Source organism: Pseudidiomarina donghaiensis, from assembly GCF_900116895.1.
GTDB classification, from domain to species: Bacteria; Pseudomonadota; Gammaproteobacteria; order Enterobacterales; family Alteromonadaceae; genus Pseudidiomarina; species Pseudidiomarina donghaiensis.
Genome location: NZ_FPCF01000002.1, coordinates 161,904 through 177,023 on the forward strand (window position 1 = coordinate 161,904; position 15,120 = coordinate 177,023).

Sequence of the window (15,120 nt, forward strand, 5' to 3'; positions counted from 1 at the left end):
ATCATCCAAAGGTTTCTGCTTTCATGTTTAATCGTATTCGAGAAGATATCAAAAGTGTTTTTGCGCGAGATCCAGCTGCGCGCAACGCTTTTGAAGTATTGACTACTTACCCAGGGCTACACGCTATTTGGTGGCATCGTGTAGCACATCGCTTGTGGCAATGGCGTTTGCTTTGGCTAGCGCGGTTTGTATCCACCCTATCGCGGTGGTTTACTGGTATTGAAATTCATCCAGGAGCGCGCATTGGCCGGCGTTTTTTCATTGATCATGGCATGGGTGTTGTTATTGGTGAAACCGCAGAAATTGGTGATGATGTCACAATTTATCATGGTGTCACGCTTGGCGGCACAAGTTGGAGCCAAGGCAAGCGTCATCCAACGCTTAAAAACGGTGTGGTTATTGGCGCCGGTGCGAAAGTGCTTGGGCCTATTGAAGTGGGAGAGAACGCCCGTATTGGCTCTAATGCCGTGGTGGTCAAAAATGTTCCGGCTGAAGTAACTGTTGTTGGTATTCCAGCTCGCGTGGCCAGCACAACGAAAAGCAGCAGCGAAGTACAAAAACGCCGCGAACAAATTGCTAAGCAGTATGGCTTTGATGCTTACGCTATTTCTGCCGATAACCCCGATCCGGTCGCAACCGCCATTGGCCGTATGCTAGACCATGTGCATGTGTTGGACCAAAAAGTTGCTGATTTATGCTGTGCGGTCAATAAACTGGGAGGTAGTGTTTGCGAGGAAATTCCAGAAGTACAACTGGACGACATGGATTTTGTGACCGAAGAGCAGAAGGCTGCGGAACTACGTCAAAAAGCAGGTGAAAAGGCCAGTCAAAAAGAAAGCCAGGAATAAAAAAGGCCGCTCATTGAGCGGCCTTTCGGAATTCTTCACTAGAAGAAACGTAATTACATAGGAACTACGTTAGAAGCCTGTGGGCCTTTAGGACCTTGCTCGATAGTGAACTGAACAGTTTGGCCTTCAGCTAAGGTTTTGAAACCGTCTGATTGGATAGCTGAGAAATGTACGAATACGTCAGCGCCTTGCTCTTGCTCGATGAAACCGAAACCTTTAGCTTCGTTAAAGAATTTTACTTTACCAGTTACTGTAGACATGCTGTGATTCCTCGTATTGCATGTGAAAATCTAGGGTATTGCTAATAAAAATTACGTGTAGTACTTGGGGACTTACAAAACGAGGTACAGCAATAGACTTCGTAACAGGCCACAATTAGACAGCCGAATTTTTTCTAGCGACCGCCAGTATACGCTGATCTTAATTACTGTCAATTAAAGAATTATTACCGCCCACCGCAATTCTAACCGCGAATCCAGTTCTTGGTAATGTGGCGGAACTGATCTGTTCCTGAGCGATGCAGCCATTCATAAGCCGCCATCTCTGAAGAAATAATCACCACACCTTCTTGGCGCATACGTTGTAAGGCTGTTTGTTTATCACTGTCGCGGCGAGAACCTACAGCGTCTTCCACCACAAAAACCTGATAGTCGTCAGCGATTAAGTCTAACGCTGTTTGTAAAATGCAAACGTGGGTTTCCATGCCCATCAGAACCACCTGTGGCCGCGATATATCATTGATCGCGTTGACAAAGTTTGGCTCCTGCATGGCGCTAAAGTGCATTTTCTCTATTACCTGGGCATTTTCGATAACCCCCGATAAGGCATCAACACTAATCCCCAAACCTTTTGGATACTGCTCCGTGACTAGAACAGGAACATCTAACTCATTGGCAATTTCCCCAAGCCAGCGCATGCGCGCAATGAGTTGGTCACGTTGGTGAATAACCGGTGCTAACTTTTCTTGGGCATCGACGATTATGAGAACGCTTTGATCAACTTGCATTAGCATGGATTTGCTTCCTATTTAATCAGATTTGTTAAGTTTGAACGCCGGAGTTTATGCATCGATTATGCCGTAAACATATTGCTATTCCTAATGCTACGCTATAGTTTGAGGACTGTAAGTTAAACTTTGGTCCTTATTCTAAGGCTCGCTGTGTCAGAAGGATGCTGGCCATGACCGATAAATCGGCCGATACGCTACTACAAAATTTCCGCAATAAGGTCACTCGCAATATGGTTTGGGCGGGTGCGGTGACGCTGTTAGCGCTAACAGTTACACAGCTGTGGCTGGCCCATTATCTGCAGGCTGCAGTAATGTTCACCTCGGGCATCGTTTTCGCCGCTATAGCTTATACCTTTCGTGCACAACGTATTCCAAACTATTGGCGGCTACTTTTTATGGTGCTGCTCACAGCTATCTGTGCCATGTCCATAAAACAAAATGGTGTTATTGGCGTTTACTGGGCCTACCCTTTGTTAGTCTCAAGTTTCTTTATGTTTCGCGATGGCTACGCCATTGCCTTAGCGACGACGATTACCGTAGCCACGAGCGCAGCGGCAATTGCTTTTATGGAACTTGATGATGCGTGGCGTATCACTGCATCGTTGACTGTAATTTTAGTTTTAGGCAGCGTGTTTGTGGTAATGCTGGGCCGTATGCAGCGCTTATTGCATCAGCTGGTTATTACCGACACCTTGACGGGGCTGCAGAATCGCCAACGGTTAACCGGGGTACTCAATGAGCTGCTTGCCAGTTTTAAGCGTTACAATCGTTCCGCTAGCTTGCTCATGCTTGACTTAGACCATTTTAAACTGCTTAACGACAAACACGGGCACTTATTTGGTGACCAAATGCTAAAACAGCTCGCAAACCGGCTAAAACAACGATTACGGGTTAACGATCAGCTTTTTCGGGTTGGGGGCGAAGAGTTTTTGGTGGTGTTGCCAGAAACTGATTTGGCGGAAGCTAAAAAGGTTGCGCAAAAACTGCTTTCGACAGTTTCGGACGAACCATTTGAAGGTAAAGATGCACAAGTGCATTTAACAGTGAGTATTGGCGTTGCGCAGCTGCGATTAGAGCAGTCTTGGGCGGAATGGATAAACAGCGCCGATACTGCTTTACTTGAGGCAAAACGCAAAGGCCGCAATCAAGTATGTGTGGCTGAAGGTTACACGGAAATTTAACTATGAACACAGCATCAGTGGCCTCTTCCCTAGGCAACCTTAATTTATGGCAGCAATTTCGGCTAGTCGCTATGCGCACAATATACTTTGGCGTTGGGCTTGTGGTGTTGGTATTGGCGGGCATTCTAGTGGCGCAGTCGCGATGGCTTGAAGCTGGTGCGTTAACTTGTGTCGCGTTAGCCTTCATTCTTACCGGGGTCATTTATCGCAATGAGCTTGCGCCTCAATGGATAAATTTTTTATTTATTTGCGCACTTGGAATATTAGTGAGTGTGTCGATGACATCAACCGGAATGATGGGGGTTTATTGGATGTACCCCGTTCTGGCTATGGTCTTCTTTATGTTTGATAAGACCATCTTTGTGCTAGTGATCATGTTGATTTACGCTCTTTTCGCAGCCGTCATGTATAAATTTTTGCCGTTTGAGTACGCTTGGCGTATTGGGTTATCCATGTTGGTACTTATTGGCGTGGGGGGCGTGTTTTTAATGATGATGAGCTACATGCAACGTAACATCACGAAGCTGTATGCTACTGACCCGCTGACTGGTTTTTACCGTCGAGACTATGTCACTGACATGCTGCAGCAATCGCTGCAGCGCGCGGAACGAACTATGCAACCGGTAAGTGCAATGATGCTAGATTTAGACTCATTTCGGAGTGTGAACGATAAGTTTGGTTATATGTTTGGTGATGAAGTATTGAAAGAAACCGCGAAACGAATATTGCGTTACTGTCGTCACCATGACGTGGCATTGCGCAGCGGCGGGGCCGAGTTTTTAATCATTTTTCCGAATACAGACATTAAGCAAGCTTCCATATTAGCAGGTGACGTGCTTGATGGTTTGCGTCATGAGCCGTTTGCAATCAAAAGCATGATGACAACAGTGACAGCAAGTGCCGGAGTGGCGCAATGGCGCAAGGGGCAAAGTTGGGCGGATTGGTTAGAGCGAGTGGATACTGCGAAAGATAAAGCAAAAAGCGAAGGTCGAAATCGATTGAGAATTGCTCAATAAATTTGCACCAAAGGCCTGTCGCCGTTACAATTCGCTGCTTTAAAAATACCTAGTCACTCATGTAATTACTCATGCAGTCATTCATGTAGTCACTCATGGAGCAAACAATGGCACCTGTTCTTATCCTCATGGGGTCGCAGTCCGATTGGCCCGTTATGCAACAAGCAGCACAAATGCTCAAAGACCTCGGCGTTGAATGGCGCGCAGAAGTCGTGTCGGCTCATCGTACCCCCGATTTATTGAAAACAACCATGGAACAGGCCGAACGTGACGGCGTGCCTGTGGTGATTGCTGGTGCGGGTGGCGCAGCACACTTACCGGGTATGTTGGCGGCATTTACGGCAATACCAGTATTGGGCGTGCCGGTTCCGAGTAAGCAGCTAAAAGGGCTAGATAGTTTATTGTCAATTGTACAAATGCCCAAGGGCGTTGCAGTAGGAACACTGGCAGTAGGCCAAGCTGGTGCAGCCAATGCGGGATTATTGGCGGCACAAATTATAGGTTCGTTTGATGCTGCTGTTCGTGAACGTGTACAAGCATTTCGCGCCGAACAACGTGAAAAAGTAATGAATGGCCCTAAGTTGGAGTTACCCGACGCATGAAAATTCTGTTTGTCGGTGATGGCCAACTCGGGCAAATGTTAGGTGCTAGCGGTATTGGGCACGGGCACGAATGTCTGTTATTTAGCACGCGAACCAATACAGTAAAACCATTAAGTGCGCAGCTCGATTTAGCAATGAGCCTAGCCGAAGCTATTGCTTGGGCAGACGTTGTGAGTTGGGAGCATGAAGATATTCCTGCAGATATATTAGCCGCAGCACACGACAAATTTTTGATGGACCCAGCTCGCATTAAAAGCCTGACGGACCGTCGTGCTGAGAAGAAACTGTTTGATGATTGTCGCGTGGCAACGTCACCGTGGCAAACTTACCGAGACGCGGACGAGCTGCTAAAAATATTACACCAAGCAGAGCAACCGTTAGTACTTAAAGCCGCACGCGGTGGGTATGACGGTAAAGGCCAATGGCGTTTTAGATTGGCAGACAACCCAGTAGAACTTGCACAGCAAGCGGGGCGAGCGCCGGGTATTGCTGAGCATATGATTCCGTTTGAACGCGAAGTGTCGCTAGTTGGAGCGCGCAGTAAAGATGGCAGTATTTGCTGCTATCCGCTGATTACCAACGTGCATGAACGCGGCATCTTGAGTTATAGCTTGGGCGCAATTGACCCTGTTGAGGATGAGTTACAACAACAAGCCGAAGAAGCATTTCGTCGTTTAACCGATTCGTTAAATTACGTTGGCGTGTTGGCAATTGAGTTTTTTGTCGTGACTGATGGCAAGCAAAGCCGTTTATTGGTTAATGAAATAGCACCCCGGGTTCATAATTCAGGGCATTGGACGATGACCGGCGCGAACTGTAGCCAGTTTGATTTGCACATTCGAGCGCTTACCGGGATGCCATTACCATTATTACGGTTGGAGCCTACGTTAATGCTCAATGTTATCGGCGCCGACCAAATTCCGGTAGGCTTGTGGCATCACCCAGATACCCAATGCCACTGGTATAACAAGGATCCACGGCCTGGTCGCAAAGTCGGCCATGTAAACATTCGCACGGCCAACCGCGATACGGCGATAAAATGGGTAGCGCAGTGGGCGGAAAAACTACAGGTTCTGGCTGACTAAGCCAGAACCTCTTGCAGCCATGCGTTGATGGCTTGCACTTGCTCAGCACAAACTTGGTGCTGCATGTTAAATGTCTGGTAATTAACCGCGTAGCCTTGTTGTTTTAACCAAGCATAAGCCTGTGCGCCGAGGGCCTCAGGAACAACTGGGTCTTGTGTGCCGTGTTGGACCAAAATAGGCAATGATTTATTGGCTTGGTTTGGCGTAATCGAGTCTTTCGTCGCTAAATAAGTGGATAAAGCCAATAACCCCCGTAATGGCTTGGCGTAGGTCAACGCCGCTTCATATGCAACAGCGCCACCTTGTGAAAACCCTGCCAAAACAATATTTTCAGGCGCAATGCCACGACCAATTTCGCGTTCAATAAGCTGATGAACAGCGTTTGCCGAAGCGCGCAGTTGAGTTTCGTCCACTTCCCGATCAATGGACATATTTAAAATGTCGTACCAAGCGGGCATACGCATACCACCGTTAATGGTCACGGGAATTTGTGGTGCGTGTGGAAACACAAAACGCACGGCAACCTGCGGTGTTAAGTGCGGTACCAGTGGGGCAAAGTCATTGCCATCGGCGCCTAGGCCATGCAGCCAAATAATTGCGTGTGTCGCGGTTTGGTTGGGTTCAATTTCTACACAGGGTAAATACGACATTGGTTCTCCAGTTTTAATCGTCTTGATGCGCTCGGTTTTTACCTAAGCCGCCACTAATGGTCATTTGCATGGCGTCGGCAGGCGACATATCGAGGGTTTCAACGCTGCTACGGGGTACAATAATCATATAGCCACCGACGTTGTAGCTCATTGGCAAAAATACCGCAATGTGGTCGTCGTCAAGTAGTGCTGATAAGCGGTCATCTTTTTGCCCCGGCTTTTTCGTGACAATGCCAATAAGTTTCACGTCTGCGCCGGGCAAGGTAACGCGCACGACCGACTCATCAGAAAAGCTTTTGCCCGACATAAGGTCAAAAACATCAGTTATAGTGCCGTACAAACTACGCAGTAACGGCATTTTTTCCATGATATTGCCCGGTAACTGCCAAAGCTTGTTGATAAAACGCCAGCGGGCACTGAAGCCAACGACCATGGCAATGACAATAAAGCTTAAAAACGCAAGCCCGGGGAAATAATACTTATCGCCCAAAATGGACTCCCAAATTGGGCGAAGCCAAGTTTCAATAGTCACTAAAAACCAGTGAACCAAAGCAATGGTCACCACGATTGGCAGTAGAATCGTTAAGCCTTTCAGTAGATACTGTATGATGCGTTTCATGGTAATAGTCTCAAGCAGAAAGTATGCATAGCTTAACGTTTTTTGGGGTGGATTATGAAATTATTTGGTAGTTACACGTCACCATACGTGCGTCATTGTCGAATTGTTTTGGCTCAGTTGCGTCAAGATTTTCAGTTTATTCCAACCGACTACACGCAAAGTGCGCAGCAGTCTCCAGCCAAGCGAGTGCCATTTTTGCAAGATGGTGAGGTGATGCTGTACGATTCAGCTTCAATTATTCGTTACGTACGTGAACAAGCGCAGCCGACAAGCGAGCAGAGCGTCGAAGACTTTGATCTGTTTTGTATGGTCAACACGGCATTAGATGCCACAGTAAACGTATTTTTGCTTGAGCGAGACGGTATAACCGGCGAACACAGTCAATACATTGTTCGCCAACACGAGCGCGTAGCGGCTATTTTAAGCGAACTTAATCAGCGCCAATGGCCACTTGAAGGGCCTTATACCGATGGCCAATTACGACTTGCATGTTTTTTAAGTTGGGCACAGTTTCGTGAACGCATTCATGTTGCTGACTATGCTCAATTACAACAGTTTTTGCGTGCGTTAAACAGCCAGCCTTGGTTTGCGAATACGCACCCAGCATTAAGTTAAAAATAACCATTAACGGGAGTTAACCAGCATGAAATATATTGTCGCGGCGGCAGGCGTTGCTTTGTTAAGCGCTTGTTCACCACAAAAAGACACCCATACGGAGACAGCGGTGGACGCTAAAATAACCTACCCAATGACGGTACGCGGAAATGTGACTGATGAGTACTTTGGTCACGTTGTTGCTGACCCGTATCGTTGGCTTGAAGATGACCGTTCAGCAGAAACTGAAGCCTGGGTAAAAGCACAAAATGAAGTGACCTTTGAATACTTAGAACAGATTCCATATCGGGACCAAATTAAAAAGCGTCTAACCGAACTGTGGAACTACGAAAAAGTAGGCGCGCCATTTAAAGAAGGCAACTACACGTACTTTTATAAAAACGATGGCCTGCAGAACCAGTACGTGGTTTATCGTACTGACGCAGAGGGCAATACCGAGGTGTTTTTAGACCCGAATACCTTTAGTGAAGACGGTACCACCTCGCTGGCGACATTGAGCTTCTCGAAAGACGGTTTACTGGCTGCTTATGCTATTTCTGAAGGCGGTAGTGACTGGCGTAAAATTATTGTCATTGACGTTGAAACCAAAGAACAACTTGAGCCAACCCTGGTTGACGTTAAATTCAGCGGTATTTCGTGGTACGGCAATGAAGGCTTTTATTACTCAAGCTACGACAAGCCTGAGGGCAGTGAGTTGTCGGCCAAAACCGATCAACACAAGCTCTATTACCACAAGTTAGGCACTGCACAAGCTGACGATCCAGTTGTGTTTGGCGGTACAGAAGCCGAAAAACATCGTTACGTGGGTGGTCAAGTCACCGAAGACGACCGTTATTTAGTGATTACCGCAGCGGTTTCTACGTCGGGCAACAAGCTGTTTTTGAAAGACCTCAGCAAGCCTGACAGTGAACTAGTAACCGTGCTTGATCACACCGACTCTGACACCTATGTCATTGATAACCAGGGTAGCAAATTGTTCTTGGTGACCGACTTAAATGCCCCGAATAAACGTGTGGTAACGGTGGACGCAGGTAATCCGCAGTCGGACCATTGGCAGGACCTTATTCCAGAAACCGAACATGTGTTAAGCCCAGCCACTGGCGCTGGTTATATTTTTGCAGAATACATGGTTGACGCCATTGCTCAGGTTAAGCAATACACCTATGACGGCGAGTTGGTTCGTGATGTTGAACTACCTGGTGTAGGCAGCATTGGTGGCTTTAGCGGTAAGAAAGACGAAGACGTCCTGTACTACACCTTTACCAACTACAGCACGCCGGGCACTATCTATGCGTTTAATGCCGATGCTGGTGAGTCGTCAGTGTATGCTGAGTCAAAAGCCGAATTTGACAGCTCTGCCTATGAGTCAAAGCAAGTTTTCTATAGCTCAAAAGACGGCACCAAAGTGCCAATGATCATTACCTATAAAAAAGGTATTGAACTTGATGGCACCAACCCGACTATTTTGTACGGTTACGGTGGCTTTAATGTCAGCTTAACGCCGTCATTCAGCATGACCAATGCCATGTGGCTTGAGCTAGGTGGCGTTTATGCGGTAGCGAATCTGCGCGGTGGTGGTGAATATGGCAAGAAGTGGCACGACGCCGGTACGCAAATGAAGAAGCAAAACGTATTTGATGACTTCATTGCTGCGGCAGAATACCTGATTGCGGAAAACTATACGTCTAGTGAGAAGCTTGCTGTACGTGGCGGTTCTAACGGCGGCCTACTTGTGGGTGCGGTAATGACACAGCGCCCAGATTTAATGCAAGTTGCGCTACCAGCAGTGGGCGTACTGGATATGCTGCGCTACCATACCTTTACTGCTGGCGCTGGTTGGGCATATGACTACGGTACCGCAGAAGACAGCGAAGCCATGTTTGAATACTTGTATGGCTACTCACCGGTGCATAACGTGAAGCAAGGTACACATTATCCGGCCACATTGGTCACCACGGGTGATCACGATGACCGTGTTGTTCCTGCGCATTCATTTAAGTTTGCCGCCGAGTTGCAAGCCAAAGATGCAGGCGCTAACCCGCAGCTTATTCGCATTGAAACCAATGCGGGTCACGGTGCGGGTACTCCGGTTTCGAAAACCATTGAGCAATACGCGGATATCTACGGTTTCACCTTGTGGAATATGGGTATTAAGACTATTTAGTACTGCTCTACGAACCCCAACGAAAAGCCCCGAAATAATTCGGGGCTTTTTATTAGATATTTAATTAGTTATTAAGATTCGGAACCCTGTTCAGGGCCATGAATGACCTCAACGGTAATAACGCCTTGGTCAATTGCTCCAGGCAGGTCAGTTTCGAGCAACTTCTGTGCTTCGTTAAATGGCTTGTTCAATGCCATTACTCCCCAAGCTTGGTTACGGCCATGTACTTTACCGGCGTAAAGCACCATGTCAGCAAGCTGTAGAGTTTCTTCCCAGTCCATTTGAGTTTCATTAAGATCAGCAAACGGATAGCTAATAAAACCGGCTGTCGCGCTGACCCAAATTTCTTGGTTGCCGGCTTTAATCGGCGTGGAGCCAATAACATCAAGCATACGTTTGGCCATAATTGGCATTTTGCTCGCTTCTGTATTGCTCAGATAAATTAAAAATTCTTCACCACCCCAACGAACGACCATATCGGTTTCGCGTGATACTTGTAGCAGGCGTTTAGAAACTTCGATAAGTACTTCGTCTCCGGCTGCATGACCCAAGTTGTCATTAATCCGTTTAAAATGGTCCACATCCATCAGCAACATGGCGTCGTGCGACACCTCGTGCGGTGCCCGAAGCATATTCTGCAACGCTCGGCGGTTGAGTAAGCCGGTTAGTGGATCGCGCACCGACTGTTCTGCAAGTTTACTGTTAGCCACTTTAAGCTCTCGGTTGCTGCGCCGTGCAGCACGATAAGCAAAAGCGACAAAGACCATGGCAAAAATCGCCACGATAACCAATAGCAATAAGATGGTACGTTTTTGACTCTCGTTTTCAATCAGCTGCTGGTTAAGCTCATTTTTTTGTGAAAGGAGCTCAATTTGCATCGCTTTGTCTTTGCTGTCATATAAATTCTGCAGCTCTGCGATACTTTTTTGTTGCTCATTTTGGTAGGCTTTTTCGCGCAATTCGCGTTGCTCAATGAGAACGTTCACGGCCTCATTTTGTTGGCCAATGTGCACCAGTGCCTCGGCGTATTCACCAAGCAAACCTTCAAGCTCGGCAGGCGACCAAGTTTCACGAGCGGGTTCGACAACCTGGCGCATTTCGCGCAGGCCTTTTTCAACATCGCCTAAAAACACATTGACATAGCCTAGATTAAATAAAATAACTTCAGGGTCGAATTCATCAGTGTTTAGTTGAGCCAAATTGTAGGCGCGCTCTAAAACTTGGCGTGCGGCCACATAGTCGCCCATGCGAATATCAATATCACCAATGTTGTTTAGCACGCTAATGTAGGTATTCAAGCGCTCGGGATCATCTTGAATACGTGCAATAACTTGTTGATATAAACCAAGCGCGGTATCGTAATTTTTGCGAGACGTTTCAAGGCTTGCTCGCTCAAATAAAATATCTACTTCATATACGTCAAGTAAATTGTTGCTGTCTGCAAGCTGCAGAGCTTCGTCTAGCTGCTGCAATGCAAGGTCATAGTTTTTCTGCTGGCTATAAAGCGTCGCAATACGCGTTTTTGTAGTGATTAGACGTGTTAGGGTGCGGCTATCGTTACTTTTTGCCACCGCATCAGCGGCATAAATGAGGTGCTCTAATGCACGATCAAACTGACTGCGTTGCTGGTAAACATAAGAAGCTAAGTTGTTTACAAAATACAGAACGCGTGGCGAAGTCGCTTGTTCTAACGGTACTAAAGCATCGTTTAAGTTGGCAAGGGCCTCGGACACTTTGCCTTGCATAACTAGTAAGAGAATTTCAGTGGCTGCAACATCAGCTATAGCGTCGGGCATACGACTTACCCGAGCAATTTCCTTCACTTCTTCTATTTGTTTGAAAGCCGTTTCAATATCCCCAAGATAGCCATGTGCAAGGGCGATATAATTGAGGGTGCGCACACGCGTCATTAACGGTGTCTCGGGAGTTAATGAGGCTTCGATTGCAAGTAATTCTTGCATTGAGTTTTCACTATCGGCTTGATTTAGAACTTCGTCAAGCTGGCTTTCAATAGCGGCATCTACCGGAGGAATAGAACTTTCTTGTGCAGTAGCGGTGGTCAATACCACGCTCAACAGCAACACAAAAAGTAGATTAAGTTTAGGCATCAGCCCCCCGACATAAAAACTTCAATTCAGTATGAACTTTGACATATCTGGTCGGACTTGTAATGCCATATGCGATGAATTGCTAGATATGAGCGTTTGCAAGAATTGATGTTAACCAGATGTATTTTGGCTTGATAATAACCCAATTATTAGGCAAATGTAACAACTTGTAACACTGAAAACTTGCACAACGTCAGTGGCATCGTATAGTTAGATTTCCACTATTTTCGGAACAATAACAATGGCCTTAAAAAATCGTCTTTATGTGAGTGGTTTAACACTCACTGCATTACTGCTTATTGGTTGTAACCCGCAGCCAGCGGCAGAATCGCCAGTTCAAGCTCCGGTTGCAGAGCAACGCCCGTATACTGTTGAGTCGCCACAAGGCAACCGCCAAGACCCCTATTATTGGTTGCGGGATGATACGCGCACAGACCCAGACGTTATTGCCTATCTAGAAGCTGAAAACGCCTATTATGATGCGTATCGGGAAAAATACGCTGATTTGACGCAAACCTTAGAGCAAGAAATTATTGGGCGCATTAAACAGGACGATAGCTCGGTGCCATACCAAAAAGGCGATTATTTATACGCCACCAAGTACGAGGCAGGGAAAGAGTACCCAATATACGTACGTACCGACGCCCAAGGCAATGAGCAGGTAATGCTCGATGTGAACCTGCTGGCCGAAGGGCAAAAATATATGGCCGTTAGCAACTGGTCGGTGAGCCCTAATCAGCAATTGCTCGCCTACATGGTTGATAACACAGGCCGTCGGCAATATGAGTTGCGCATTCGCGATTTAACTACCGGCGAAGACTACGCACAGACGCTGTCTGGTTTGTCTGCTGCCATTGCGTGGGCCAAAGACAACAAAACATTGTTTGTGATTGAAAATGACCCGCAAACCTTATTGTCGACACGTGTTCTTAAATATCGCTTAGGCGAACCGGCTGAAAGTGCGGAGTTGGTGTACGAAGAAACGGACAATACGTTTTATATGTACGTTAATAACACGACTGACGGCGAGTACGTACAGATTCATCTTGATCAGACCGTTTCAACCGAAGTACGTGTGTTAGACGCCGACACCCCAGATGGCGACTTTCAGGTGCTTGCCCCACGCGAGCGCGATTTTCAGTACAGCGCTGACCACATTAACGGTCGCTGGATTATCCGTAGTGATTTGAATGCGCCGAATTTCCAGATCATGCAAGTCGCTCATGAAGACATCGGTGATAAAAGCAAATGGCAACCGCTTGTTCAGCACAAAGACGATGTGTTTATTCAAGACTTCGCGGTGTTCTCAAACTACCTTGCCATCAATGAGCGCAGCGAAGGCTTGCGCCGCATTCGTATTGTGCCGTGGAACACTGAAGATCAAGCACAGTTTATTGCTTCAGACGAAGCGGCTTATGTCACAGGTTTTGAGCGCAACGTGCAGCAAGACACCGATATTTTGCGTTATACCTATAGCTCATTGACCACACCTTCTACGGTTTACGCTTACAACATGGCAACGGGCAAGCAAGAGGTGTTAAAACAAATCGAAGTACCAAACTACGATGGCAGCTTGTATGAAACCGCACGTACTTGGGCGACGGCTGATGACGGCACGAAAATTCCAGTGTCGTTATTGTATAAAAAAGGCTTTAAGCAAGACGGTAGCGCGCCGCTTTACCAATATGCCTATGGTTCTTATGGTTCAAGTTCTGATCCTTACTTCCGTTCAACCATTTTCAGCTTGGTCGATCGCGGCTTTGTGTATGCCATTGCCCACATTCGTGGTGGCCAAGAAATGGGCCGCGCATGGTATGAAAATGGCAAAATGTTGAATAAAATTAATACCTTCACCGACTTTATCGATGTGACTGAACACTTGGTTGCGGAACAATATGCTCACCCAGACAAGGTGTTTGCCATGGGTGGCAGCGCCGGCGGCCTACTTATGGGCGCTGTGGCCAATATGGCCCCGGCGCAATACCGCGGCATGATGGCCCATGTGCCATTTGTTGATGTGGTAACCACCATGCTTGATGAAAGCATTCCCCTAACCACCAATGAATTTGACGAATGGGGCAATCCAAAGCACCAGCCGTACTATGACTACATGTTGTCGTATTCACCGTATGATCAGGTGAAAAAACAGGATTACCCCGCCATTTTGGTGACCACCGGCTTACACGACTCGCAGGTTCAGTATTTTGAACCAGCAAAATGGGTCGCGAAGTTACGTACTCATAAAAGCGATGCGAACCCATTAATGTTCAAAACCAATATGGCGGCGGGGCATGGTGGCAGTAGTGGTCGGTTCTCGCGCATGAAGGAAATTGCCGAAGAGTACGCTTTCATCCTGAACTTACTGCAAGAGCGCTAACAGCTATTAGATATTAGCGAAACAAAAATGGCGGAATCTGTTAGCAGATTCCGCCATTTTCTAATATCCAATAGCTAATAACTAATATCGCCTTGGCTTTCAGGTTACCATTGGGCGCTGTGATAGACGTTTTGCACGTCATCGCAGTCGTTCAACATATCCAACAGTTTCTCCATTTGCGCAATGTCTTCTTCACTTTCAAGTTGCGTAGTTAACTGCGGCAAGTACTGCACCTCGTCAACTTCAAACTCAATGCCTTCCATCGCTTCTTGCAGTGCCTGCTTCGCTTTGTGGGCTTCAGTATGTGGGGCGAACACGGTAATAAAGCCTTCGTCGGCTTCAATGTCAGTCACGTCCACATCGGCCATCATCAGTGTTTCAAGTACTGCGTCTTCGTCGTCACCGGCAAAGCGTAAAATGGCGCAGTGATCAAACATGTGTGACACGCTGCCCGGAGCTCCAAGCTTGCACTTGGTTTTGGTGAAGCAATTGCGCACTTCACCAATGGTGCGGTTCGGGTTGTCGGTTAGCGCGTCTACCATGACCATGCAGTTGCCTGGGCCAAAGCCTTCGTACATGGCGGGTGAGTAGTCTTCACCGGCACCGCCTTTAGCTTTATCAATGGCTTTTTCAATAACGTGCGCAGGAACTTGGTCCTTTTTAGCGTTATCGATCAAGCTACGAAGCTGCAAGTTTGCATCGGGGTCTACGCCGCCTTGTTTGGCGACCACGTAAATTTGGCGACCGTATTTGCTATACACTTTACTTTTTGCTGCAGCGGTTTTCGCTATCGACTCTTTTCGGTTTTGATACGCGCGACCCATAAAATTGCTCTCGCTTTGTTCT

14 protein-coding genes are annotated in these 15,120 nt (G+C 47.1%); 8 read left to right on the forward strand and 6 right to left on the reverse strand.

Annotation, left to right across the window (positions count from 1 at the left end; genetic code table 11):
* Window positions 1–23 precede the first annotated feature (23 nt).
* A complete protein-coding gene (cysE, locus tag BM334_RS06730; RefSeq protein WP_092839813.1) occupies window positions 24–848 on the forward strand; it encodes a serine O-acetyltransferase in 825 nt (274 codons plus the stop codon).
* Between the two features lie 53 nt (window positions 849–901).
* Here the strand turns inward: cysE and BM334_RS06735 are convergent, their stop codons facing one another.
* Together BM334_RS06735 and BM334_RS06740 are read right to left on the reverse strand one after the other, a co-directional pair.
* Window positions 902–1,108, reverse strand: coding sequence for a cold-shock protein (locus BM334_RS06735; protein WP_055439451.1), 207 nt, complete (start codon window positions 1,106–1,108; stop codon window positions 902–904).
* Window positions 1,109–1,311: 203 nt separating this feature from the next.
* Window positions 1,312–1,860 (reverse strand): hydrolase, encoded by a 549-nt coding sequence (locus BM334_RS06740; protein WP_092839816.1) that lies wholly within the window; start codon window positions 1,858–1,860, stop codon window positions 1,312–1,314.
* Window positions 1,861–2,027: 167 nt separating this feature from the next.
* Between BM334_RS06740 and BM334_RS06745 the strand changes: the two genes are divergently transcribed.
* From BM334_RS06745 to BM334_RS06760, 4 genes are all read left to right on the forward strand, one after another.
* A complete protein-coding gene (locus BM334_RS06745) occupies window positions 2,028–3,038 on the forward strand; it encodes a GGDEF domain-containing protein (RefSeq protein ID WP_157981876.1) in 1,011 nt (336 codons plus the stop codon).
* A 2-nt stretch (window positions 3,039–3,040) separates the two neighbouring features.
* The gene (locus tag BM334_RS06750; protein WP_092839822.1) at window positions 3,041–4,054 is read left to right on the forward strand and encodes a GGDEF domain-containing protein; all 1,014 of its coding nucleotides are present in this window, start codon (window positions 3,041–3,043) and stop codon (window positions 4,052–4,054) included.
* Window positions 4,055–4,161: 107 nt separating this feature from the next.
* Window positions 4,162–4,656: a 5-(carboxyamino)imidazole ribonucleotide mutase gene (gene purE / locus BM334_RS06755; protein ID WP_092839825.1), complete on the forward strand. Its 495-nt coding sequence runs from the start codon at window positions 4,162–4,164 to the stop codon at window positions 4,654–4,656.
* A complete protein-coding gene (locus tag BM334_RS06760; protein WP_092839828.1) occupies window positions 4,653–5,741 on the forward strand; it encodes a 5-(carboxyamino)imidazole ribonucleotide synthase in 1,089 nt (362 codons plus the stop codon). The genes purE and BM334_RS06760 overlap by 4 nt, the downstream gene beginning before the upstream one ends.
* Here the strand turns inward: BM334_RS06760 and BM334_RS06765 are convergent.
* Together BM334_RS06765 and BM334_RS06770 are read right to left on the reverse strand one after the other, a co-directional pair.
* On the reverse strand, window positions 5,738–6,391 hold the full coding sequence (locus tag BM334_RS06765) for an alpha/beta hydrolase (protein ID WP_092839831.1): 654 nt from the start codon (window positions 6,389–6,391) through the stop codon (window positions 5,738–5,740). The two genes, BM334_RS06760 and BM334_RS06765, sit on opposite strands and share 4 nt — an antisense overlap.
* Before the next feature lie 13 nt (window positions 6,392–6,404).
* On the reverse strand, window positions 6,405–7,010 hold the full coding sequence (locus BM334_RS06770) for a DUF502 domain-containing protein (RefSeq protein ID WP_092839834.1): 606 nt from the start codon (window positions 7,008–7,010) through the stop codon (window positions 6,405–6,407).
* Between the two features lie 54 nt (window positions 7,011–7,064).
* Between BM334_RS06770 and BM334_RS06775 the strand changes: the two genes are divergently transcribed.
* Together BM334_RS06775 and BM334_RS06780 are read left to right on the forward strand one after the other, a co-directional pair.
* Window positions 7,065–7,625: a glutathione S-transferase family protein gene (locus tag BM334_RS06775; protein ID WP_092839837.1), complete on the forward strand. Its 561-nt coding sequence runs from the start codon at window positions 7,065–7,067 to the stop codon at window positions 7,623–7,625.
* Between the two features lie 28 nt (window positions 7,626–7,653).
* Window positions 7,654–9,789, forward strand: a complete 2,136-nt coding sequence (locus BM334_RS06780) for a prolyl oligopeptidase family serine peptidase (RefSeq protein WP_092839840.1) — start codon at window positions 7,654–7,656, stop codon at window positions 9,787–9,789.
* A 71-nt stretch (window positions 9,790–9,860) separates the two neighbouring features.
* On the opposite strand, the gene BM334_RS06785 is transcribed toward BM334_RS06780, so the two are convergent.
* Window positions 9,861–11,897: a tetratricopeptide repeat-containing diguanylate cyclase gene (locus BM334_RS06785; RefSeq protein WP_092839842.1), complete on the reverse strand. Its 2,037-nt coding sequence runs from the start codon at window positions 11,895–11,897 to the stop codon at window positions 9,861–9,863.
* 241 nt (window positions 11,898–12,138) lie between these two features.
* Here BM334_RS06785 and BM334_RS06790 point away from each other — a divergent pair, with 241 nt between their 5' ends.
* Window positions 12,139–14,274 carry a S9 family peptidase gene (locus BM334_RS06790; RefSeq protein ID WP_092839845.1) on the forward strand — a complete coding sequence of 712 codons (2,136 nt, stop codon included), beginning with the start codon at window positions 12,139–12,141 and terminating at the stop codon, window positions 14,272–14,274.
* A 104-nt stretch (window positions 14,275–14,378) separates the two neighbouring features.
* On the opposite strand, the gene BM334_RS06795 is transcribed toward BM334_RS06790, so the two are convergent.
* Window positions 14,379–15,098 (reverse strand): YebC/PmpR family DNA-binding transcriptional regulator, encoded by a 720-nt coding sequence (locus BM334_RS06795; RefSeq protein WP_092839848.1) that lies wholly within the window; start codon window positions 15,096–15,098, stop codon window positions 14,379–14,381.
* Window positions 15,099–15,120: the final 22 nt, after the last annotated feature.

Bases quoted from the DNA above. Each gene is read 5' to 3' on its own strand.
- BM334_RS06770 (WP_092839834.1), bottom strand. From the start codon at position 7,010: ATGAAACGCATCATACAGTATCTACTGAAAGGCTTAACGATTCTACTG.
- BM334_RS06780 (WP_092839840.1), top strand. From the start codon at position 7,654: ATGAAATATATTGTCGCGGCGGCAGGCGTTGCTTTGTTAAGCGCTTGT.
- BM334_RS06740 (WP_092839816.1), bottom strand. From the start codon at position 1,860: ATGCTAATGCAAGTTGATCAAAGCGTTCTCATAATCGTCGATGCCCAA.
- BM334_RS06765 (WP_092839831.1), bottom strand. From the start codon at position 6,391: ATGTCGTATTTACCCTGTGTAGAAATTGAACCCAACCAAACCGCGACA.
- BM334_RS06775 (WP_092839837.1), top strand. From the start codon at position 7,065: ATGAAATTATTTGGTAGTTACACGTCACCATACGTGCGTCATTGTCGA.
- BM334_RS06745 (WP_157981876.1), top strand. From the start codon at position 2,028: ATGACCGATAAATCGGCCGATACGCTACTACAAAATTTCCGCAATAAG.
- BM334_RS06735 (WP_055439451.1), bottom strand. From the start codon at position 1,108: ATGTCTACAGTAACTGGTAAAGTAAAATTCTTTAACGAAGCTAAAGGT.
- cysE (WP_092839813.1), top strand. From the start codon at position 24: ATGTTTAATCGTATTCGAGAAGATATCAAAAGTGTTTTTGCGCGAGAT.
- BM334_RS06790 (WP_092839845.1), top strand. From the start codon at position 12,139: ATGGCCTTAAAAAATCGTCTTTATGTGAGTGGTTTAACACTCACTGCA.
- BM334_RS06795 (WP_092839848.1), bottom strand. From the start codon at position 15,098: ATGGGTCGCGCGTATCAAAACCGAAAAGAGTCGATAGCGAAAACCGCT.
- purE (WP_092839825.1), top strand. From the start codon at position 4,162: ATGGCACCTGTTCTTATCCTCATGGGGTCGCAGTCCGATTGGCCCGTT.
- BM334_RS06785 (WP_092839842.1), bottom strand. From the start codon at position 11,897: ATGCCTAAACTTAATCTACTTTTTGTGTTGCTGTTGAGCGTGGTATTG.
- BM334_RS06750 (WP_092839822.1), top strand. From the start codon at position 3,041: ATGAACACAGCATCAGTGGCCTCTTCCCTAGGCAACCTTAATTTATGG.
- BM334_RS06760 (WP_092839828.1), top strand. From the start codon at position 4,653: ATGAAAATTCTGTTTGTCGGTGATGGCCAACTCGGGCAAATGTTAGGT.